Source organism: Nocardia brasiliensis IFM 10847 (assembly GCF_000710915.1).
Lineage (GTDB): Bacteria > Actinomycetota > Actinomycetes > Mycobacteriales > Mycobacteriaceae > Nocardia > Nocardia brasiliensis_A.
This window is the reverse complement of sequence record NZ_BAUA01000046.1, coordinates 1-20,784: the sequence shown is the minus strand read 5'-3', so window position 1 is coordinate 20,784 and position 20,784 is coordinate 1. Positions and strand designations below refer to the sequence as shown.

At 68.5% G+C, this 20,784-nt stretch carries 15 protein-coding genes and 2 pseudogenes; 10 read left to right on the top strand and 7 right to left on the bottom strand.

What is annotated here, in order from left to right; all coding sequences use genetic code 11:
• The first annotated feature begins 3 nt into the window (after positions 1 to 3).
• From NBRGI_RS09665 to NBRGI_RS09650, 4 genes are all read left to right on the top strand, one after another.
• The gene (locus NBRGI_RS09665) at positions 4 to 1,218 is read left to right on the top strand and encodes an acetyl-CoA C-acetyltransferase (RefSeq protein ID WP_029894684.1); all 1,215 of its coding nucleotides are present in this window, start codon (positions 4 to 6) and stop codon (positions 1,216 to 1,218) included.
• Between the two features lie 60 nt (positions 1,219 to 1,278).
• Entirely contained in the window at positions 1,279 to 3,414 is a 2,136-nt protein-coding gene (locus NBRGI_RS09660) for a 3-hydroxyacyl-CoA dehydrogenase NAD-binding domain-containing protein (protein WP_029894682.1), read from the top strand.
• A 183-nt stretch (positions 3,415 to 3,597) separates the two neighbouring features.
• Complete coding sequence (locus NBRGI_RS09655; RefSeq protein WP_029894680.1) at positions 3,598 to 4,719, top strand: esterase-like activity of phytase family protein; 1,122 nt, start codon at positions 3,598 to 3,600, stop codon at positions 4,717 to 4,719.
• Positions 4,720 to 5,158: 439 nt separating this feature from the next.
• Positions 5,159 to 8,707 carry a serine/threonine-protein kinase gene (locus NBRGI_RS09650; protein WP_029894678.1) on the top strand — a complete coding sequence of 1,183 codons (3,549 nt, stop codon included), beginning with the start codon at positions 5,159 to 5,161 and terminating at the stop codon, positions 8,705 to 8,707.
• Positions 8,708 to 8,748: 41 nt separating this feature from the next.
• Here NBRGI_RS09650 and NBRGI_RS09645 read toward each other — a convergent pair whose 3' ends face one another.
• Together NBRGI_RS09645 and NBRGI_RS09640 are read right to left on the bottom strand one after the other, a co-directional pair.
• Positions 8,749 to 10,065, bottom strand: a complete 1,317-nt coding sequence (locus NBRGI_RS09645) for a class I SAM-dependent methyltransferase (protein ID WP_029894676.1) — start codon at positions 10,063 to 10,065, stop codon at positions 8,749 to 8,751.
• Entirely contained in the window at positions 10,062 to 11,504 is a 1,443-nt protein-coding gene (locus tag NBRGI_RS09640; protein WP_029894673.1) for an FAD-binding oxidoreductase, read from the bottom strand. The genes NBRGI_RS09645 and NBRGI_RS09640 overlap by 4 nt, the downstream gene beginning before the upstream one ends.
• 207 nt (positions 11,505 to 11,711) lie before the next feature.
• Here NBRGI_RS09640 and NBRGI_RS09635 point away from each other — a divergent pair, with 207 nt between their 5' ends.
• Positions 11,712 to 12,146, top strand: coding sequence for an SRPBCC family protein (locus NBRGI_RS09635; RefSeq protein WP_029894671.1), 435 nt, complete (start codon positions 11,712 to 11,714; stop codon positions 12,144 to 12,146).
• An 81-nt stretch (positions 12,147 to 12,227) separates the two neighbouring features.
• On the opposite strand, the gene NBRGI_RS09630 is transcribed toward NBRGI_RS09635, so the two are convergent.
• From NBRGI_RS09630 to NBRGI_RS09620, 3 genes are read right to left on the bottom strand one after another with little or no spacing between them, the layout of a single operon-like run.
• Positions 12,228 to 12,578 (bottom strand): VOC family protein, encoded by a 351-nt coding sequence (locus NBRGI_RS09630; RefSeq protein WP_029894669.1) that lies wholly within the window; start codon positions 12,576 to 12,578, stop codon positions 12,228 to 12,230.
• Between the two features lie 16 nt (positions 12,579 to 12,594).
• The gene (locus NBRGI_RS09625; protein ID WP_029894667.1) at positions 12,595 to 13,410 is read right to left on the bottom strand and encodes a MerR family transcriptional regulator; all 816 of its coding nucleotides are present in this window, start codon (positions 13,408 to 13,410) and stop codon (positions 12,595 to 12,597) included.
• A gap of 52 nt (positions 13,411 to 13,462) precedes the next feature.
• Positions 13,463 to 14,044 carry a hypothetical protein gene (locus NBRGI_RS09620; RefSeq protein ID WP_029894665.1) on the bottom strand — a complete coding sequence of 194 codons (582 nt, stop codon included), beginning with the start codon at positions 14,042 to 14,044 and terminating at the stop codon, positions 13,463 to 13,465.
• A gap of 170 nt (positions 14,045 to 14,214) precedes the next feature.
• Here NBRGI_RS09620 and NBRGI_RS09615 point away from each other — a divergent pair, with 170 nt between their 5' ends.
• From NBRGI_RS09615 to NBRGI_RS09605, 3 genes are all read left to right on the top strand, one after another.
• Entirely contained in the window at positions 14,215 to 14,544 is a 330-nt protein-coding gene (locus tag NBRGI_RS09615; RefSeq protein ID WP_081868726.1) for a YbaB/EbfC family nucleoid-associated protein, read from the top strand.
• Between the two features lie 41 nt (positions 14,545 to 14,585).
• The gene (gene recR, locus NBRGI_RS09610; protein WP_014981114.1) at positions 14,586 to 15,194 is read left to right on the top strand and encodes a recombination mediator RecR; all 609 of its coding nucleotides are present in this window, start codon (positions 14,586 to 14,588) and stop codon (positions 15,192 to 15,194) included.
• Positions 15,195 to 15,286: 92 nt separating this feature from the next.
• Positions 15,287 to 15,904, top strand: a complete 618-nt coding sequence (locus tag NBRGI_RS09605) for a LysE family translocator (protein WP_029894660.1) — start codon at positions 15,287 to 15,289, stop codon at positions 15,902 to 15,904.
• On the opposite strand, the gene NBRGI_RS09600 is transcribed toward NBRGI_RS09605, so the two are convergent.
• Together NBRGI_RS09600 and NBRGI_RS09595 are read right to left on the bottom strand one after the other, a co-directional pair.
• On the bottom strand, positions 15,905 to 16,549 hold the full coding sequence (locus tag NBRGI_RS09600; RefSeq protein ID WP_014981116.1) for a hypothetical protein: 645 nt from the start codon (positions 16,547 to 16,549) through the stop codon (positions 15,905 to 15,907).
• Between the two features lie 21 nt (positions 16,550 to 16,570).
• Positions 16,571 to 16,777 (bottom strand): hypothetical protein, encoded by a 207-nt coding sequence (locus NBRGI_RS09595; protein WP_029894658.1) that lies wholly within the window; start codon positions 16,775 to 16,777, stop codon positions 16,571 to 16,573.
• Between the two features lie 171 nt (positions 16,778 to 16,948).
• Between NBRGI_RS09595 and NBRGI_RS50075 the strand changes: the two are divergent.
• Positions 16,949 to 18,241: pseudogene (locus NBRGI_RS50075) on the top strand (transglutaminase family protein); the annotation flags it as partial.
• A 528-nt stretch (positions 18,242 to 18,769) separates the two neighbouring features.
• Positions 18,770 to 20,784, top strand: a pseudogene (locus NBRGI_RS50070) (transglutaminase family protein); the annotation flags it as partial.

The following is a 20,784-nucleotide window of genomic DNA, read 5'->3' as shown; positions in this document are numbered from 1 at the left end:
GATATGACCACAGAGGCCTACATTTACGAGGCCATCCGCACTCCGCGCGGCCGCGGCAAGAAGAACGGCTCGCTGCATTCGGTCAAGCCGATCGACTTGACTGTTGGTCTCATCCAGGAGCTGCGCGGCCGTTTCCCCAACCTCGACGAGGATCGGATCTCCGACCTCATCCTCGGTGTCGTCAGCCCGGTCGGTGACCAGGGCATGGACATCGCCCGCACCGCCGTGACCGTGTCCGGCCTGCCGGACACCGTCGGCGGCTTCCAGTTGAACCGCTTCTGCGCCTCCGGCCTCGAGGCCGTCAACCTGGCCGCGCAGAAGGTGCGCTCGGGCTTCGACGATCTGGTGATCGCCGGTGGCGTGGAGTCCATGTCCCGGGTCGCGATGGGCTCCGACGGCGGCGCCTGGGCGCTGGACCCGGCCACCAACTATGACACTTACTTTGTGCCGCAGGGTGTTTCGGCCGACCTGATCGCCACCATCGAGGGCTTCAGCCGCGAGGACGTGGACGCCTACGCGGTGCGCTCGCAGGAACTGGCCGCCAAGGCCACCACCGGCGGCTACTTCGCCAAGTCGATCGTCCCGGTCAAGGACCAGAACGGCATCGTCGTGCTGGACAAGGACGAGCACATGCGTCCGGGCACCACGTCCGAGGATCTGGCCAAGCTGAACCCGTCCTTCGCCGTGATCGGTGAGATGGGCGGCTTCGACGCCGTCGCGCTGCAGAAGTTCTACTTCGTCGAGAAGATCAACCACGTGCACCACGGCGGCAACAGCTCGGGCATCGTCGACGGCGCCGCGCTGGTGCTGGTCGGCACCGAGGAGGCGGGCAAGGCTTCCGGTCTGACCCCGCGGGCCCGCGTCGTCGCGACCGCGACCAGTGGCGCCGACTCGACCATCATGCTCACCGGTCCCACCCCGGCCGCCAAGAAGGCGCTGGCCAAGGCGGGTCTGACCATCGAAGACATGGACCTGGTCGAGATCAACGAGGCGTTCGCCTCCGTGGTGCTGAAGTTCCAGAAGGACCTGAACGTCCCGGACGAGAAGCTGAACGTCAACGGTGGCGCGATCGCCATGGGCCACCCGCTGGGTGCCACCGGCGCGATGATCACCGGCACCATGGTCGACGAGCTGGAGCGCCGCAACGGCCGCTACGCCCTGATCACCCTGTGCATCGGCGGCGGCATGGGCGTGGCGACCATCATCGAGCGCGTCTAATCCCAACCGGCAGCTGAAAGTACAAGGAGACACAGAGCTGTGACCAGCACCGAAACCAACATGATCGGTTGGGAGCAGGATTCGGACGGCATCGTCGTACTGACGATGGACGACCCGAACCAGGGCGCCAACACGATGAACGAGCTGTACAAGTCGTCGATGACCGCGACTGTCGAGCGGCTCGAAGCCGAGAAGGACAGCATCACCGGCGTGGTGATCACCTCGGCGAAGAAGACCTTCTTCGCGGGCGGCGACCTCAAGAACATGATGAAGGTCGGCCCGGAAGACGGCCAGGGCGTCATGGACGAGCTCGGCACCATCAAGGGCGCGCTGCGGCGTCTGGAGACCCTGGGCAAGCCGGTCGTCGCCGCCATCAACGGCGCGGCGCTCGGCGGCGGCCTGGAGATCGCGCTGGCCTGTCACTACCGGATCGCGGCCGACGTGCCGGGTTCGCAGATCGGCCTGCCCGAGGTCACCCTGGGCCTGCTGCCCGCCGGTGGCGGCGTGATCCGCACCGTGCGCATGCTCGGTCTGCAGAACGCCCTGATGCAGGTGCTGCTGCAGGGGCAGCGCAACAAGCCGGCCAAGGCCAAGGAGATCGGCCTGGTCAACGAGGTCGTCGGCACCGTCGAAGAGCTGGTTCCGGCCGCCAAGGCGTGGATCAAGGCGAACCCGGACAAGGGCGTGCAGCCCTGGGACGTCAAGGGTTTCAAGATCCCCGGCGGCACCCCGTCCAGCCCTGCTTTCGCGGCCAACCTGCCCGCCTTCCCGGCGAACCTGCGCAAGCAGATCAAGGGCGCGAACATGCCCGCCCCGCGGGCGATCATGGCCGCCGCGGTCGAGGGTTCGCAGGTCGACATCGACAACGCGTCGCTGATCGAGTCGCGCTACTTCGTGCACCTGCTCACCGGCCCGGTCGCGAAGAACATGATCCAGGCGTTCTTCTTCGACCTGCAGTCCATCAACAACGGTGGCTCGCGGCCGAAGGACGTACCGAAGAAGGACATCAAGAAGATCGGCGTGCTCGGCGCCGGCATGATGGGCGCGGGCATCGCCTACGTCTCCGCCAAGGCGGGCTACCAGGTCGTGCTGAAGGACGTCAGCATCGAGGCGGCCGAGCGCGGCAAGAACTACTCCGAGAAGATCGAGGCCAAGGCCCTCTCCCGCGGCAAGACCACGGAGGAGAAGTCCAAGGCGCTGCTCGACCGGATCACCCCGTCCGCCGATGCCAAGGATTTCGACGGCGTGGACTTCGTGATCGAGGCCGTCTTCGAGAACACCGAGCTCAAGCACAAGGTGTTCCAGGAGATCGAGGACATCGTCACCCCCGACGCGCTGCTCGGCTCGAACACCTCGACCCTGCCGATCACCGGCCTGGCCAAGGGTGTCAAGCGCGAAGAGGACTTCATCGGTATCCACTTCTTCTCGCCGGTCGACAAGATGCCGCTGGTGGAGATCATCAAGGGTGAGAAGACCTCGCCCGAGGCGCTGGCCCGGGTGTTCGACTACACCCTCGCGATCAAGAAGACCCCGATCGTGGTCAACGACAGCCGCGGCTTCTTCACCTCGCGCGTGATCGGCACCTTCGTCAACGAGGCGATCGCCATGCTCACCGAGGGCATCGAGCCCGCGACCATCGAGCAGGCCGGTCTGCAGGCGGGCTACCCGGCCGCGCCGCTGCAGCTGTCGGATGAGCTGAACATGAAGCTCATGCAGAAGATCGCCAAGGAGACCATCGAGGCCGCCGAGCACGGCGACACCACGATGGGCAAGAAGCGGCATCCGGCGCAGGACGTCATCGACTACATGGTCGGCGAGGGTCGTCCGGGTCGCCTGGAGAAGGCGGGCTTCTACGAGTACGACGAGAACGGCAAGCGCACCGGTCTGTGGCCGGGCCTGCGTGAGCACTTCAAGACCACGGCGGACTTCACCGTGCCGCTGCAGGATCTGATCGACCGCATGCTGTTCGCGGAGGCGATCGAGACCCAGAAGTGCTTCGACGAGGGCGTGCTCGAGACCACCGCCGACGCGAACATCGGCTCGATCTTCGGCATCGGTTTCCCGGCCTGGACCGGTGGTGTGCACCAGTTCGTCGTCGGCTACCCGGGTGGCCAGGCGGCGTTCGTCGAGCGTGCCGACTACCTCGCCAAGACCTACGGCGAGCGTTTCGAGGTCCCGGCCTCGCTGCGCAAGTAGTACGAATGGCAAAGCCCGCCACCGCAACTCGCGGTGGCGGGCTTTCGCCGTCTTCGGGGCTTGACGGGTCCGCGTTGCCCGGTGCACCGCAAATAGGCGACGGAAAGACCACCGCGATAACGGAATTCGCCGGTTTGTGCGGTGTTCACCCGCCGGTACCGTGCGGTGATTAGCGTGATGCGAATGGGACGACGGGTAGTGCGCGGGCAGACGTTGGTGATCGCGGCGCTGGCGGTGGCGCTCGGTGCGGTGCCTGCCGCGCGGGCGGTGCCCGAGACGGAGGCCGGGTCCGGCGCGGGGTCCGTGCGGCTGCTCGGCGCGCAGGTGGTACCGAACGACCTGGTTTTCCAGGGCACCGCGGTCGGCGGCCTGTCCGGGATCGACTTCGATTCGCGCACCGGCGATTACGTGCTGATCAGCGACGACCGCTCGGAGCGGAATCCGGCGCGCTTCTACACCGCCCGTTTCGCCGTCGGCCCCGACGGCCTGGGGCCGGTGAGCTTTACCGGCACCCGCCCGCTGCTGGCCGCGAACGGCGCACCCTACGGTCCCAAGTCGGTGGATCCGGAGGAGATCCGGGTCGATCCGTGGACCGGCAACTACTTCTGGACACAGGAGGGGGAGCGCACCGCCACCGTGCTCGCCGACCCCTCGGTGCGGGTGTCCCGGACCGACGGCAGCTTCGCGGGCGAGCTGCCGATCCCGGACAACGAACGGATGCAACCGAATTCGGGTCCGCGTCAGAACAGCGTGCTGGAGGGCGCGACCTTCGCCGCCGGCGGCGCGCTGTTCGTGACCTCGGTGGAGGCCCCGCTGCTGCAGGACGGCCCGGAGCCGACGACGACCGCGGGCGCGCCCGCCCGCCTGACCGTGCAGGCCAGGACCGGCGCGCTGCTGGCCCAGTACGTGTACCCGCTCGAGCCGGTGTTCGCCGAGTCCAGGCCGACGCCCGGCCAGGGCGGTAACGGCATCGCGTCGATCCTCGCGGCCGATCTCTACGATCCGTCGAAGATCTTGGTGCTCGAACGGGCCTTCGTGGTCGGGGTCGGCAACAAGATCCGGATCTACGAGGCCGATCTCGGCGGCGCGACCAATGTGCTCGACGCCCCGATCGGCAACGCCCGCCCGGTGACCAAGCGGCTGCTGGTCGATCTGGCCGACGTCGGGTTGCCCGCCATCGACAATGTCGAGGGCATGACCTGGGGGCCGCGCCTGCCCTCCGGCGAGCGCACCCTGGTCCTGGTGAGCGACAACAACTTCGCAGCGAATCAGATCACCCAGCTGATCGCCCTCGCCGTCCGCTAGGCGCTGCCCGGTTCGCGCGCGTGCCGCGCAAGGTCTCGTACCGCGCGCGTGTCGATCGGCTGACACGCGCGCGGGGGTGACGGGATGTGCGTGACGACTCATGCAGAGTGCACGTCGGCAGCTGTTCGGCGCGCCGCCGGTCGCCAGCGGATGACCGCGCTTCACCCCACGCCAGGGGTCAGAATGTAATGGAGCGGCTCTCGTTTCTGTGCGCATCGGAAGCGAGTCCCCACCGCGTGGCACTGACCTGGGCAGAATTATCCGGAGGGTGGTGGTGGAAATCATGCGGGTTCGAAACTTCTGCCGACCGATGCCGGGCCGCGCTACGTTGGAGTATGCGCAGACATATCGGACATCGCGAGGGTTCTCGTGCTGTCCGCGGTCGGCGCGCCAGTTGGTCGCCGGTGACGCCGATTCGATGTGAGTTCGAGGTGGTCACATGAATCCACGGACGCGTTCGGAAGAGGTCGGTCCCGACTCGACCCCTGCCGACTCGGACACCCAGCGCCACCCGCTGCTCGGCATCGCCGACGAGCTGGAGACGATGGGGCTCTCCGAGGCGAAGGAGATCGGCCGGGGTGGATTCGGCGTGGTGTACCGCTGCGTGCAGCGGACGCTCGAGCGCGTCGTCGCGGTGAAGGTGCTCTCCTCGGAGATCGAGGTGGAAAGCCGCGAGCGCTTCCTGCGCGAGGAACAGGCCATGGGCCGGTTGTCCGGGCACCCGAACATCGTCGACATCTTGCAGGTCGATGTCACGCCCAGCGGTTTGCCGTTCATCGTGATGCCGTACTGCACCCGCGGCTCGCTCGAGCAGGTCATCCGCGATCAGGGCCCGCTCACCTGGGCCGATTCGCTGCGGGCCGGGGTGAAGCTCGCGGGCGCGATCGAGAGCGCGCACCGGGCCCAGATCCTGCACCGGGACGTGAAGCCGGCGAACGTGCTGCTCAGCGGTTACGGCGAACCGCAACTGACCGATTTCGGGATCGCCCGCATCCCCGGCGGTTTCCAGACCTCCAGCAGCATGATCACGGGCTCGCCCGCGTTCACCGCGCCGGAGGTGCTCAAGGGCGACGATCCGACCATCCGCTCCGACGTCTACGGCCTGGGGGCCACGCTGTTCGCACTGCTCACCGGCCATGCGGCGTTCGAGCGGCAGGCGGGGGAGAAGGTGGTCGCGCAGTTTCTGCGGATCACCACCCAGCCGGTGCCCGATCTGCGCGAGCACGACATCCCCGCCGACGTGGCCGAGGTGATCCAGCACGCGATGGCGACCGATCCCGCCGATCGCCCCACGACGGCCTACGACTTCGGCCAGCTGTTGCGTTCGGTGCAGCGCGATCACGACCACATGCCCGACGAGATGGCGTTGCTGGAAACCGTCGCCGCGCCCGAGCCGATCGATCGTCCGGCGGAGACCTCGTCGTCGCGGCCCGCGGTGACCGCCCGGCGCAGTTGGCCGTTGACGTTGCGGCCCGCGGCTTCTCAGCACACCGGAAGCGGACGGCAGGCGCCGACCCTTCCGCCCACCGCCGCCACGAAGTTCCGGCCGCCGACCCCGGCGCGGGAACCGGTGCCCCGGTCGCGCCTGCTGGACGTGCTGCGGGCCGGCGGCAGGCGCAGGCTGGCCGTGATCCACGCACCCGCCGGGTTCGGCAAGAGCACGGTGGCTTCGCAGTGGCGTACCGACCTGACCGAGCGCGGTATCCCGGTCGCCTGGCTCGGGGTCGATCACGGCGACGACAACGAGATCTGGTTTCTCGCCCATCTGATCCAGGCGATCCGCCGGGTTCGCCCGGGTATCGGCACCGGCTTGGATCAGGTGCTGGAGGAAAGGCCCGCCGACGCAGCCGCTTTCGTGATTTCCACGCTGATCGACGAGATCCACGCGAGCGGCAGCACCCTGGTCGTGGTGGTCGACGACTGGCACCGGGTCACCGACGCGGGCGCGCACCGGGCGATGGACGCGTTGCTGGACAACGGTTGTCACCATCTGCGCTTCGTGGTGACCAGCCGGGAGCAGTCCGGCTTACCCACCAGCCGGATGCGGGTGCACGACGAATTGGTCGAAATCGGTTCCGCCGCACTGCGCCTGACCGCGGCGGAGACTCGGGAGATCCTGGTGCAGCGGCACGGGTTCGCGCTCACCGACAGCCAGGTGTCGGAGATCCATCGGACCACCGACGGCTGGCCCGCCGCCATCCAGCTGGTCAGCTTGTCCCTGCGGGGCAAGACCGATCCGGTGCAGCTGCTCGCGCAACTGTCCGGGGGTAATCACGGCATTCGCGAGTATCTCGCCGAAAACGTCCTGGACACACTGGAACCCAGGATGCTCGACTTCCTGATGTCGATCGCGGTGACCGAGCGGGTGTGCGGTTCGCTGGCTTCGGCGCTGTCGGAGGACGAGGACGCCGAACAGCTGCTCATCCAGGCCGAGCAGCGGGAACTGTTCCTGCGCCGGATCGAGCACGATCCGGAATGGTTCCGGATGCAGCCGCTGTTCGCCGAACATCTGCGCGCCCGCTTGGAGCGCGCGCAGCCGGGGAAGTCGAAAACCCTGCACCGCAAGGCTTCCCGCTGGTACGCCGAACACCAGCTGCTGCGCAAATCGGTGGATCACGCGCTGGCGGCCACCGACCTCAAGATGGCGCTGGACCTGCTCGAGGTCGGCGGCATGGACCTCATCGACCGGTCTCGGCTGGCCACGCTGCTCGGCACGGTCTCGAAACTGCCGATGCAGCAGGTGGCTTCGCGGTCCAAGCTGTTGATGGCGGTGGCGCGGGCGAATGTGAATCTGCAGCAGTCCGGTGCGGCGCGCACGGCGCTGGGCCGATTGTCGAATCTGCTCGCGCGTGGCGCGGCCACCGACGAGGACGTCAAGCAGCAGCGCTGCCAGGCCGCCGTGCTCGGCGCCGCCGATCAGATCGCCAGGGACCGCACCGAAGGCGTGCTCGATCGGGTCGCGGACTGCCTGCAGAGCCCGCAGGATCTGCCCGCCTGGACCGTGTCGACCGCGGCGAATCTGACCTCGTTCGTGCGGTTGTGCGAGTTCGACTTCGACGGCGCGCGGTCCATCCAGGACTGGGCGGCGGAATATCATGCGCGGTCCAAGGATCCGCTCGGTGCGGTGTTCGGGCTGTGCGGGCGCGGCGCGGCCGCCTACGAGCAGCTCGACATCGCCACGGCGACACAGTGTTTCCAGGAAGCGTGGGAGGTCGCGAAGGCGCGCTCGGGCCCGCGCTCGCACGCGGTGCGGGTCGCGGCAGCGCTGCTCGGTGAATTGAACTATCGCCGCGGCGATCTGGACGTGGCCGACCAGCTGCTCGACGAAAGCCACCAGCTGGTCGCCCGGGTCGGCCCGGTGGACTTCCTCATCGCGACCTTCGTGGTCGGCGCGCGGGTGAAAGCGGTACTGGGCGACCTGTTCACGGCCGCGGCCCGGCTCGACGAGGGCGCGCGGATCGCCGCCGACAACCGGCTGACCCGGCTCGGCGCGCATATCCGCGCCGAACGGGTGCGCCTCGGACTCGAGCTGGAGCGCGACGGCCAGTCCGCGCAAGCACCTGCGGGAGCACTGCATCCAGGCCACCGGATGACCGGCGCCGCCGTGCTCGCCGCCGAGGCCGAGGAGATCGCGGCCATCCGCACGCTGCTGGCCGAAGGCAGCCTCGGCTCGGACGATCGCGCGGTGCGGCGATCACGCGCCCTGCATGCCCGCATGGTCGACAAGCACCGCCCGCGTGCGGAATTGGACGCGGCGCTGTTGCTCGCCGAATGTCTCGCCGCTTCCGGGTGGGTCGGCGAGGCCACCGGCCTGCTCCTGCCCGCGGCCGCGACCTGCGCCGAACTCGGCTGGACCAGGCCACTGCTCGACGCGGGGCCCGGCGTGGTGTCCATCCTGCGCGTGCTGCGCGCCGAAATGCCCTCCGCCGCAGCGCATACCGGAGACATAGAACTGCCCGCCCGGTTCCTGGACGAACTCCTGGACTAGGGCGGGCAATTCATCCCCGCGTCAGCGGAGTTTCGTCGCGCTCAAGCTGTCCACCAGGGGCGCAGCGGCACGGTCCAGGCGCCGTCCGGCGGGAGCTTGACGCCGAGGACCTGGTGCAGCTGAACCACGTTGCGCTGGAAGCCGAGCCGGCAACCGGCCATGTACAGGCCCCACACCTTGGCGGTGCCCTCGCCGACCTCGGCGACGCAGGCATCCCAGTTCTGCACCAGGTTCTTGCACCATTCGTGCAGGGTGAGCGCGTAGTGTTCGCGCAGGTTCTCCTCGTGCAGCACTTCGAGTCCGACGTTCTGGATCTCGGAGATGATCCGGCCGGAGCCGATCAGTTCGCCGTCGGGGAACACGTAGCGGTCGATGAAGTCGCCCGCCTTGGTGGTCCTGGTGTTGTCCGGGCGGGTGATGCAGTGGTTCAGGAACAGGCCGCCGTCACGCAGCTTGCTCTGGATGAACTCGAAGTAGTACGGGTAGTTGTGCACACCGATGTGCTCGGTGAGGCCGATCGAGGACACGGCGTCGAAGCCGGATTCCGGGATGTCGCGGTAGTCGGAGTGCCGCACCTCGGCCAGCTCGGACAGGCCCTGCTCGGCGATCTTGGCCTGAGCCCATTCGGCCTGCTCGGCCGAGAGCGTCGCGCCGATCACCTTGACCCCGCGCTTGGCCGCGTAGCGCACCATGCCGCCCCAGCCGCAGCCGATGTCGAGCAGCCGATCGCCTTCCTTCAGCCGCAGCTTGTCGAAGACCAGGCGATACTTGTTCTCCTGCGCCTGCTCGAGGGTCTGCTCCTCGCTCTCGTAACACGCACAGGTGTAGGTCATCGAGGGGCCGAGCACGTACTCGTAGAAGGTGTTCGAGACGTCGTAGTGGTGGTGGATGGCCTCGGCGTCGCGAGTCTTCGAGTGCCGCAGGCCTTCCAGTGCGATCCGGCGCCAGCGCGGCAGCGTCTCCTGTGGCGGCGGCGCGATCGGCTTGAGCCGTTCCCAGCCGAGCGAGCGGGCGATGGCGAGCAGCGCCAGCGCGGACGGACGCCGGAACTTCAGGCTGTCCATCGCCTTCAAGATGTCGTACGGGTCGCCGGGGTGCACGCCCTCGGCGGTCATGTCGCCGGCGATGTAGGCGCGCGCCATGCCGAGATCGCCGGGCGCGGTCGCCAGGTAGTTGATGCCGCGCGGAGTCTTGATGTCGAGTCGGTACTTCGAGTCCGCCGGGCCGGTCGTGCTGCCGTCGTAGGCGGTCAGCCGGATCGGGACTTCGCCCTCGATCAGCGTCTCGAAGATCTCGGCAATGCTGAGTTTGGTCCCGAGATCGGCTAAGACGTCAGAACGGTCCTTGAATGTCGTCATTTGCGTTGCACCGCCTTCGAATACAAATCCAGCAGCCGCTGGTCCGGGTCGTAGCGTTTTTTCAGTTCGGTGTAGGTATTGCCGCCGTACAGCGCCGCGAACTCATCTTTGTCGTAATAGGAATCCGAGTACAGCGACTTATGTCCGTCGAAGTCGGTCACGGTGCGCTCGATCGCCCGGTTGGCCGCTCCTTCCGGCTCGCCGGGGACGGTGGGCACGGCCGACCAGAACCCGGCGTTGACGTAGGTCCGGTTCGGCTCCAGCGGGTACAGCGGCCAGGTGCGTTCCGTGCTGCCGGAGGTGTCGCCGGTGTCGCGCAGGCGCAGCGGGCACAGCCAGATCGGCTCGATCGGGATCTCGCGCAGGAACCATTCGACGAAGTCGGCGGTGCGTTCCACCGGCACCTCGATGTCCTGGACCACCCGTTCGCGCGGCGGGTTGCCCTTGCGCGCCTCGAGTTTGTCGGCGATGTCGAACTTGTGGTCCAGCGCGATGAGCTTCCAGTAGAAACTGCTGCGCCGGTAGCGTTTCGGCCAGAACCGGCGGATCTTCGGGTTCTGCGTGCCGAAGGCGCGCGAGCACCAGAACCAGTCGGTGTCCCAGCGCCACAGGTAGTCGTGGATGGTCAGCCGGTCGCGCTTGGGGGCGGCGTCGTCGTGCTGGATGGACCGGTAGTAGATGTCCATGTCGGTGTAGTCGCTGACCGGGCCGGGCTCGTCGGTCTGCCGGCCCAGCGTCAGATAGCTCTCGTCTGCGGTGAAGACGACGCCGTCGAGGTAGTCCACCCGCTCGCCGTCGTAGGACCGCGCGATGACGATCTCGGCGAGCGTGCGCTCGAGCTCACGCAGGTCGTGGAAGCGCAGGTGCCGGATGGCCACGAAGGGCTGCACCGTCTCCAGCTCGATCTTCAGCCGGACCGAATAGCCCAGGGTGCCGTAGGAGTTGGGGAAGCCGCGGAACAGATCCGCGTGCTCGTTGTCCGGCGTGGCGGTGATGATCTCGCCCGCGCCGGTCAGGATGTCCATCTCCAGCACGGACTCGTGCGGCAGGCCGTTGCGGAACGAGGTCGACTCGATGCCGAGGCCGGTTACCGCGCCGCCCAGGGTGATCGTCTTGAGTTGCGGCACCACGAACGGCGCGAGGCCGTAGGGCAGCGTCGCCGCGACCAGGTCCTCGTAGGTGGTCATGCCGGCCACGTCCGCGGTCTTCGCGACCGGGTCGACCGCGATGACCCCGGTGAGGCCGGAGACGTCGAGTCCCGGCGCGGGGTTCTTGGCTCTGGCTCGGAAGAGATTGGAGGTTTTCTTCGCTAAACGGACATTTGCGTTCCGGGGAATAGCGCGATAACTCGCCAAGAGTCGCTCGACCCCAGCGTGGTGCGCGGTAAACCCGGATTCGCGTGCGACCGGCGCGCGTCCGGCCTTGCCCAACAGACTCACTGCCACCCCTCGACGCTAGTACGCACCGCATTGTCAGACCACCGCGAGGGCGGGGTCCGGGGAGAAATGTCACGCATATGTTGCGAACCGGAATATCGGCCCGGGTAGAGAAGTTCGCCACACGGCTGCACCGGTATACGGCGTGGCGGCCGCTACAGGGCAGGATGTACACCGGTCGAGTTACCGTACCCGGACAAGGAGCTCATTGTGGGACAGGTCAGCGCCAGCAGTTCGATCGCCGTTGCGGCGGACCCGCAGCGCACCCTCGAAGCCATCGCCGACTACGAGACGGTGCGGCCGCGCATTCTGTCCGCGCACTACCGCGATTACAAGGTGGTCGAAGGCGGCAAGGGCGCGGGCACCGTGGCCGAGTGGACGCTGCAGGCCACCGAGAAGCGTTCGCGCAACGTGCACGCCGTCGTGACGGTGTCCGATTCGATTGTCACCGAGCGTGATTCGAACTCCACCCTGGTCACCACCTGGACGGTGACCCCGGACGGCACCGGCTCGCAGGTCACCCAGCGCACCACCTGGCAGGGGGCGGGCGGGGTCAAGGGCATCTTCGAGGGGATCTTCGCGCCGCTGGGCCTGAAGAAGATCCAGGCCGAGGTGCTCGGCAACCTGCAGAAAGAACTCGCCTGACGCACCGGCGCCGACGCACACACCGGCACCGACGAACGGAGCCCGGCACCTCGCGGTGCCGGGCTCCGTCGTCTGTTCGGTCTACTTGGCCCCGATGTCGAAGAGGTTGCCTTCCGGATCGGCCAGGGTGCTCCACTGCTGGCCGTACTCGTCGAAGTCGCCGATGTGCTTGGCGCCGAGGCCGATCGCGCGTTCGACGTGCTGTTTCCAGTCCTCGGCGAGCAGGTCGAGGTGGATCACGTTCTTGCCCGGCGTCTTGTCCGGGACCCGCAGGAACATCAGCATCGGCGCGTGGCCCGCGGCGCGGCCGACGGTGGCGAACTCGGCCGAGGCCTCGTCGTCGACCGGGACCGCCAGCAGTTCGGACCAGAATCCGGCGAGAGCCGCGGCGTCGGTGCAGTCGATGGTGACGCTCGCGAGCGACAGTGTCATGGGCTTCTCCACTTTCTCAGAGCAGGCCGATCGGCCAGCAGACTTCGGTGCGATAGGTGTCGGGATCGTCGGTGCTCTCCGGGCAGACCAGGTAGCGCTCGCGGATCGGCTCGTCGAGCGATTCGTCGTGTTCGGCGACATGGCTGCCCAGCGCGCCGTAGGTGCGGTCGAAATCGTCGAACGGTCCGTCGTGCCGGGCCACGGCGAACCGGCGCGCCGGTAGCTCGATGCGCGAGACCCGGTCGGGCAGTGCGATCTCGGCGTCCGCGGGGATCGGAACGAAGGCGACCACCTCGCCGACGTCGTCGGCGAAGAACTCCGTCGAATACGTCGCTCCGTCTACACCGTCCGGCGCGAGCCCGGCCGCTCCGAGTGTCTGGTGCAGCAGCGTGAACGATGCTTCGCACCACGGCCCGATGCCGGTCCTGGTGACCACCTCCGCGACGGCCAGTGCCGCGAACGCGGGTTCCGAGCGATATTCGACCGCGAGCGGTGTGCGCGGGGTCAGCAGCGAACGCAGCGACGCCACCACGTCACGGGTCCGGGCCAGTTCGGCTTCCATCCGTTCGAGATGGGCGCGCAGCGCGGCGTTGCGGGCGTCCTCGTCGGCCGCGTCGAGCACCGCCTTGATCTCGGGCAACGGCATGTCGAGCTGGCGCAGCCTGCGGATCAGGTGCGCCTGAGGCACCTGATCGATCGAATAGCGCCGGTACCCGGAGCCGGTGTCGATCGAGACAGGCGCCAGCAGTTCGATGTCGTGGTAGTACCGGAGCGTCTTCACGGTCAGGTACGTCAGCCGGGCGAACTCCCCGATGGCGACGGTCGCTGTCATGCCTTCAGCGAACACCCTCCAGCGGGGGGAGAGTCAAGCAGTACCGGATCGGTCAGGTCAGCACGAAGGTGAGCAGCATCGTGGTCTGCACGCCGCCGCGCCACCAGGAGTAGCCGAACCACACGCCGGGGGTGACCTCGCGGATCTCGTCGTAGACCTGCGGGGTCGGGGCGGGCGCGTAGTCCAGTGCCCAGGCCGGGTTGCCGTCCAGCAGGGCGGGCGCGGTGTACACGTACGCGGGCCAGGCCTCGTAGCCGGCGCCGGTGACGCGGTTGGTCAGGGTGCCGCCGTCCGGGCCGGTGTAGAAGATCTTGCCGATCCAGAACGCGGACGAAATGCCTTGGATCGAGGGCGGTCTGGTGACCCAGCCGTCTTTCACGCCCGTCGGCACCGCCCCGCGCGGCGCGTCCCGGAAGATCGCGTCCTGCTGCTCGGGTCCGCAGCGGAAACGCAGGGCGTCGATGGTGGCGGCCCGGTTGTCCGGGTAGAGGGCGCAGCCGCCGCCGTAGTCGGCGGCCGCCTCGGTGACACCCGGATCGGCGGCGGCCACCGGGCCGCCGACGCCGAGGAAGATGCCGGGAACCCCCAGCGAGAGCACCAGCGTGCTCAGGAAACGTGCTCGGATCGCGTGCATAGCTTTTCTCCAGAACTGCCGCACCGGTCTCCCGACCTGCCTCCGATGTTAGGTCGATCTTGATCCGGTTTAGCTGGAACTACCCAACCTGTTACCTGTCATGCGCTCCGGCCCGCCCCGCACTCAGGCACTAGGCTGATCAGTGACACTTTCTTCAGAGAGGACATGCCGTGCAGCCCGGTGGTCAGTTCGACATGCAGCAGCTACTCGCCCAGGCGCAGCAGATGCAGCAGGCAGTGATGGAAGCCCAGGCCGAGCTCGCCGAGGCCGAAGTCGAAGGTCAGGCCGGCAACGGGCTGGTCAAGGTGACCGTCAAGGCGACCGGCGAGATCGTCGCGCTCACCATCGATCCGAAGGCGGTGGATCCCGAGGACGTGGATACGCTGCAGGACTTGGTGATCGGCGCGGTGAACAACGCGATGGCCTCGGCCCAGCAGCTCGCGGCCGAGCGCCTCGGCCCGCTTTCGGGCGGCGGCATGCCCGGGTTGCCGAACTTCTGATCACCACGACGAGCGCCGCAGAGGCGAAGAGGACGTAGCCGTTGTACGAGGGTCCGGTTCAGGATCTGATCGACGAGCTGGGCAAGCTGCCCGGCGTCGGTCCGAAGAGCGCGCAGCGCATCGCTTTTCATCTGTTGCAGGTGGAGCCGCCGGAGATCGACCGGCTACAGGCTGCCCTGCAGAAGGTGCGTGACGGCGTGCAGTTCTGCGTGTCCTGCGGCACCGTCTCCGATGGCGAACTGTGCCGCATCTGCGCCGACCCGCGTCGGGACCGCACCATGATCTGTGTGGTCGAGGAACCGAAAGACGTGCAGGCCATCGAGCGCACCCGGGAGTTCCGTGGGCGTTACCACGTGCTCGGCGGTGCGCTCGACCCGCTCAGCGGCATCGGGCCCGACCAGCTGCGCATCCGGGAACTGCTGGCGCGCATCGGAAACCAGCAGGACGGCGTGGACGTCAGCGAGGTGATCATCGCGACCGACCCGAACACCGAGGGCGAGGCGACGGCCACCTACCTGGTGCGCATGCTGCGCGACTTCCCCGGGCTCAGCGTGACCAGGCTGGCCTCGGGTCTGCCGATGGGCGGCGACCTGGAATTCGCGGACGAGCTGACGCTGGGGCGCGCGCTGTCGGGGCGCCGCGCGCTCTAGTCTTCCGCCGGCCGATCCAGCCCGTGACCGGCGGGTCCAGCCCCGAATCACCGGGGGTTGCGCTCGCTGTGGCGCGGGTTACTGTGTCGGAAATGAGCATCGAATTCCTGCTGACCACGCTCGTCATCGTGGTCACCCCGGGTACCGGCGCGCTGTACACCCTCGCGGCCGGGCTCTCCCGGGGCACGCGGGCCAGCCTGGTCGCGGCGTTCGGTTGCACGCTCGGCACCGTCCCGCACCTGCTCGCGGCGATCACCGGACTCGCCGCGCTGCTCAACACGAGCGCGATGGCCTTCCAGACCTTGAAGTACTTCGGTGTCGCGTACCTGATCTACATGGCGTGGAGCACGTTCCGCGACAAGGGCGCGCTCGCCGTGCCGGACGGGCCCGAGCAGACGGGACAGTCGGCGCGCAAGGTGATCGTGTCGGCGGTGCTGCTCAACCTGCTCAACCCTAAGCTGACCCTGTTCGCCTTCGCGTTCCTGCCGCAGTTCGTGCCCAACGGTTCACCGAACGCGCTGGCGCGCATGCTCGAACTGAGCGCGGTGTTCATGCTGGCCACGTTCGTCGTGTTCGCGATCTACGGCGTCTGCGCGGCCGCGCTGCGCAACCACGTCATCACCCGCCCGGTGGTGGTCACCTGGATGCGACGCGTGTTCGGTGCTTCCTTCCTTGCGCTGGCGGGCCGCCTCGCGGTGCAGAACCAGTAGTCAGAGCTCCACGCGCGACCAGGGCAGGGTCTGCATGCGGTCGCGATTGTCGGTGGCCCAGTCCCAGATCAGCGCGGAGACGGTGGCGGCGTCGAGCACCGTGGTGCCGAAGTGCTTCTCGGCCGAGCCGTCCCGGTATTCGAGGGTGAACGCACCGGTCTTCTCCCGGTAGGTCTGCATGTAGACCTGGTCGTCGCGCTCCACCACCAGGTAGGGGTTCGGCGGGGCCAGCTCGGAAACCCATTGGTCGGCCAGGGTTTTCGTCAAATAGGGGAACTCGCCCGCGCCGCCGTGGGTGACCGTGGCCGGCACGTGCCCGGCCGGGTCGATCAGCCAGGCCAGCTGCGGATCGTAGACCGCGTAGTCCAGCGGGGTCGCGACCGAGAAGATCAACTGCCGCACGAAGCCGATCGCGTCGTAGGGGCACGACACCTGCAAAGCCGCGCCGGTGGCGGCGCCGCCGACCGGGGCACTGCTGAGGAAGCTGTCGTCCGCGGGCAGTTCGTCGTTGCGTTTGTTCAGCTCGGTCGCGATCTGCGCGACCACCTCCGACTCCTGCACTCCCTGCTGGGTGCTCAGGTAAGCGTCGACCTCGGGGATCGATGACGCGACACCGGACGGCAACAACACGTGGTCATAGCTCACCCGAATAGGGTACGGGTCTGCTCAGGCGCGGCGACGGGCTACGTCGGGCTCCGCGCAGGGACAGCCGCCCGCGACGTCGCCGCAGTCGACGACGAACGTGTGCCGGGCGTAATCGAGATCGACGCAGCCGTCCTCGGTGCATTCGGTGCGTCTGGTCGAGTGCACGACGAGGGTGCCGTGACAGTGGTCGATCGCGGATTCGCAGCATGAACAGTCCAGCTCGCGCATGGTTACCTCGCAGCGGGGACGAAGGGCTGAGATCGGTCCGTCTTCTCGTGTGTAGCACTCCCGAGCCGCGCGGCGGGGGACGTCGGTGCCGTGTGTCGCGGCGGTCTCGGTGCGGCGACTCTCGCCGAAACTCCACGTCCATGCCGCGGCCAGGTGTGGTGAACTTGCTGCATGGGCATCAAGGTGTCGCTCGAACACCGGACCGTCTACACCTTCGACCGGCTGGTCGAGGTACATCCGCATGTGGTGCGCCTGCGCCCGGCCCCGCACTCCCGCACCAAAATCGAAGCCTACTCGATGCGGGTGACGCCGGCCGGGCATTTCTGTAATTGGCAGCAGGACGCCTTCGGCAATTTCCTTGCGCGGCTGGTCTTTCCGGAGCCCGCGCGGGAACTGTCGGTGACCGTCGGGCTGATCGCCGACCTCGAGGTGATCAACCCGTTCGACTTCTTCATCGAGGACTACGCCGAGCACTTCCCGTTCCGCTACGGCGCGGACCTGATCGCGGATCTGGAGCCGTACCTGCGGCCGGTGGACGAGGCGGAGCCGGGGTCGGGGCCAGGTGCGCCGGTCCGCGACTGGGTGCGCGCGCACACCAGCACCGCGCAGCCGCGCACCATCGACTTCCTGGTTTCGGTCAACCAGGCCTTGCGGCACGACGTCGGCTACACCGTCCGGCTGGAACCGGGCGTGCAGACGCCCGAGCAGACGCTGCGGGCCGCGCTCGGGTCGTGTCGTGATTCGGCCTGGCTGCTGGTGTCGATCCTGCGCGAGCTGGGGCTCGCGGCGCGGTTCGTGTCCGGCTATCTGGTGCAGCTGGCCCAGGACATGCCGTCGTTGGACGGCCCGTCGGGCCCGCGGGCCGACTTCACCGATCTGCACGCCTGGACCGAGGTGTACCTGCCCGGCGCGGGCTGGGTCGGGCTCGATCCGACCTCGGGCCTGTTCGCCGGTGAGGGCCACATCCCGCTCGCGGCGACGCCGCACCCGATGTCGGCCGCGCCGATCACCGGCGCGACCGGGCCCACCGGCGCCACCATGGACTTCAGCAACACCGTCCGGCGTATCCACGAGGATCCGCGGGTCACCTTGCCCTACACCAGCTCTCAGTGGGAGCGGATCCAGCAATCGGGTGCCGCGCTGGACGCACGGATGGCCGCCGCCGAGGTGGGCTTGACCGTCGGCGGCGAACCGACCTTCGTCTCCATCGACGACCAGACCGCGCCCGAATGGACCACCGAGGCCGACGGCGCGCACAAGCGCGAACGTGCGGTCGACCTCGCCGACCGACTGCGGCGGATCTACGCGCCGACCGGTTTGACCCAGTACCGGCAGGGGAAGTGGTATCCGGGAGAACCGTTGCCGCGCTGGGAGATCGCGGTGGCTTGGCAGGCAGACGGGACGCCGCTGTGGACGCGGCAGGACCTGCTCGCCGACCCGTGGACACCGGTCGGCACCGCGTGGCCACAGCCGGACGCGCCCGCCCCCGGCGGTGCCTCGGCCTCCGGGACGGGCGCCATCGCGTTGGCGAATGATGCCGAGCTGTCGAATGTTTCGGTGAACGGCGGCAGCGACTCAACGGAGGGCGAACAACGCCGCGTGGACGATGCCGCACTGTCGTCCGTGGTCCCCGTCGTCCCCGTGGTCCCCGTGGTCCCCGTGGTCCCCGCAACGTCCGTGGTCCCCGCGACGTCCTTGACGCCCGCGGCCTCCGCGACGCCCGTACCCCCTATGCCTCCCGCGGCCTCCGCGACGTCCGTGGCCTCTGCGGCCTCCGCGACGCCCGCGACGTCCGTGGCCTCTGCGGCCTCCGCGACGCCTGCGACGTCCGTGGCCTCTGCGACGTCCGTGACGTCTGCGACGTCAGTCGAGTCCGTCGAGCCCGGAGGGGAAAAGGCTGCCGGAGCGCAGGTGTCGCCGGTGCAGCCCGCCAACGCGCAGGCGGGAATGCGTCCGCGGGCGCATGGTCCGGCGCGGCCCGATTCGGCACGCGCGGTGATCGCGCACGTCGCCGCCGGTCTCGGCTTGCCGGACACCCAGGTCCGTCCCGCGTACGAGGATCCGCTGCTCCGACTGTCCGGGAAAGCCCGCGCGCCGCACGGTGTTCCGGTCGCACCCCAGGACGATATCGCTCCCGCCGACGACTCGGTGCGGGCCCGGGCGGAGTTGCTCGCGCGGCTCGACGCCGCGGTCACCGAACCGGCCGCCTACGTGCTGTCGCTGTACCGCCGCGACGACGGCGCGGGCTGGGCGAGCGCCGACTGGCGGTTGCGCCGCGGGATGTGCGCGGATCAGCCTGCGGGGCGAATCGTGTTGACGGACGGGGATTCTCCGGCGGGTTTGCGCCTGCCGCTCGACTCGGTGTCCTGGCATCCGCCGCGCCCGCGCCCCGATGCCGACCCGCTGTTCGTCGGGCCGCGGTCACCGGCGCCCGCCGAGCCGCCCGCGGTGGTGCAGGCCGCCGCGTGGGAACCGACCACCGCCCTGGTGGGCGAGGTGCGCAACGGAAGGCTGCACGTATTCCTGCCGCCCACCGAACAACTCGACGATTTCCTCGATCTGATCCGGCGTGTGGAAGCCGCCGTGGTCGCGCTCGACCGTCCGGTGGTGCTCGAGGGCTACCCGCCACCCGCCGATCCCAGGCTGCGCACGCTCTCGGTGACCCCGGATCCGGGCGTGATCGAAGTGAACGTGCCGCCTACGGTCTCCTTCGCCGAGCAGTCCGACCTGTTGTCGACGCTGTACGAGCAAGCCCGGCTGGCCCGGTTGAGCACCGAATCGTTCGAGGTCGACGGCACCCACGGCGGCACGGGCGGCGGCAACCACATCACGCTGGGCGGCGCGACGCCCGCTCGCTCGCCGCTGCTGCGCAGGCCGGACCTGCTGGTGTCGATGCTCACGTACTGGCAGCGCCATCCCGCGCTGTCGTACCTGTTCGCCGGTCGTTTCGTGGGGCCGACCTCGCAGGCGCCCCGGGTGGACGAAGGCCGTGCGGAGGCGCTGTACGAACTGGAGATCGCGTTCGCCGAGATCGCCCGGCTCACGCGACCGGGTGGCCGGTTCCACGCGCCTTGGCACGTCGACCGCGCGCTGCGGCACCTGCTCACTGATCTCACCGGCAACACCCATCGCGCCGAGTTCTGCATCGACAAGCTCTACAGTCCCGAAACCGCCAGGGGGAGGCTGGGTCTGGTGGAACTGCGCGGTTTCGAGATGCCGCCGCACTTCCAGATGGCGATGGTGCAGTCGCTGCTGGTCCGCGGGCTGGTCGCGCGCTTCTGGGCACAACCGTTGCGCGCCCCGCTGATTCGGCACGGCGCGAATCTGCACGGCCGGTACCTGCTGCCGCATTTCGTGCTCGCCGATATCGCGGAGGTGGCCGCCGACCTGCGAGCGCACGGTATCGATTTCGACGTCAGCTGGCTGGATCCGTTCACCGAGTTCCGCTTTCCGCGCATCGGCACGGTCGTGCTCGGCGACGTCGAACTGGAACTGCGCGGCGCCATCGAACCGTGGCACACCCTCGGCGAACAGGCCACCGCGGCGGGTACCGCGCGCTACGTCGACTCGTCGGTGGAGCGGTTGCAGGTGCGGGTGGTCGGCGCGGATCGCGAACGGTTCGTGGTGACCTGCAACGGCATGCCGATCCCGCTGCTGGCCACCGACAAGGCCGGGGTGCAGGTGGCGGGGGTGCGGTATCGGGCGTGGCAGCCGCCGAATTCGCTGCATCCGTCGATCACCGTCGACGTGCCCCTGGTCTTCGACCTGATCGATGCCGAGACCGGGCTCTCGCGCGGTGGCTGCACCTATCACGTGGCGCACCCGGGCGGCATGGCCTACGACGAGCCTCCGGTCAACGCGGTGGCCGCGCAATCGCGCCGCAACCGACGCTTCGAGGCGGCAGGGCACACTACGGCACGCGTGGATCCCGGGGAACTACGTGCGAAAATGGCAGCACAGTCCCTGGACGGCGGTGTGGCGGGCGTGCTCGATCTGCGCCGCGCGCG

Coding starts and splice junctions, on each gene's coding strand:
- NBRGI_RS09605 (WP_029894660.1), top strand. CDS start 15,287: ATGAGCATCGAATTCCTGCTGACCACGCTCGTCATCGTGGTCACCCCG.
- NBRGI_RS09660 (WP_029894682.1), top strand. CDS start 1,279: ATGATCGGTTGGGAGCAGGATTCGGACGGCATCGTCGTACTGACGATG.
- NBRGI_RS09630 (WP_029894669.1), bottom strand. CDS start 12,578: ATGACACTGTCGCTCGCGAGCGTCACCATCGACTGCACCGACGCCGCG.
- NBRGI_RS09595 (WP_029894658.1), bottom strand. CDS start 16,777: ATGCGCGAGCTGGACTGTTCATGCTGCGAATCCGCGATCGACCACTGT.
- NBRGI_RS09665 (WP_029894684.1), top strand. CDS start 4: ATGACCACAGAGGCCTACATTTACGAGGCCATCCGCACTCCGCGCGGC.
- NBRGI_RS09645 (WP_029894676.1), bottom strand. CDS start 10,065: ATGACGACATTCAAGGACCGTTCTGACGTCTTAGCCGATCTCGGGACC.
- NBRGI_RS09650 (WP_029894678.1), top strand. CDS start 5,159: ATGAATCCACGGACGCGTTCGGAAGAGGTCGGTCCCGACTCGACCCCT.
- NBRGI_RS09620 (WP_029894665.1), bottom strand. CDS start 14,044: ATGCACGCGATCCGAGCACGTTTCCTGAGCACGCTGGTGCTCTCGCTG.
- NBRGI_RS09655 (WP_029894680.1), top strand. CDS start 3,598: ATGGGACGACGGGTAGTGCGCGGGCAGACGTTGGTGATCGCGGCGCTG.
- NBRGI_RS09625 (WP_029894667.1), bottom strand. CDS start 13,410: ATGACAGCGACCGTCGCCATCGGGGAGTTCGCCCGGCTGACGTACCTG.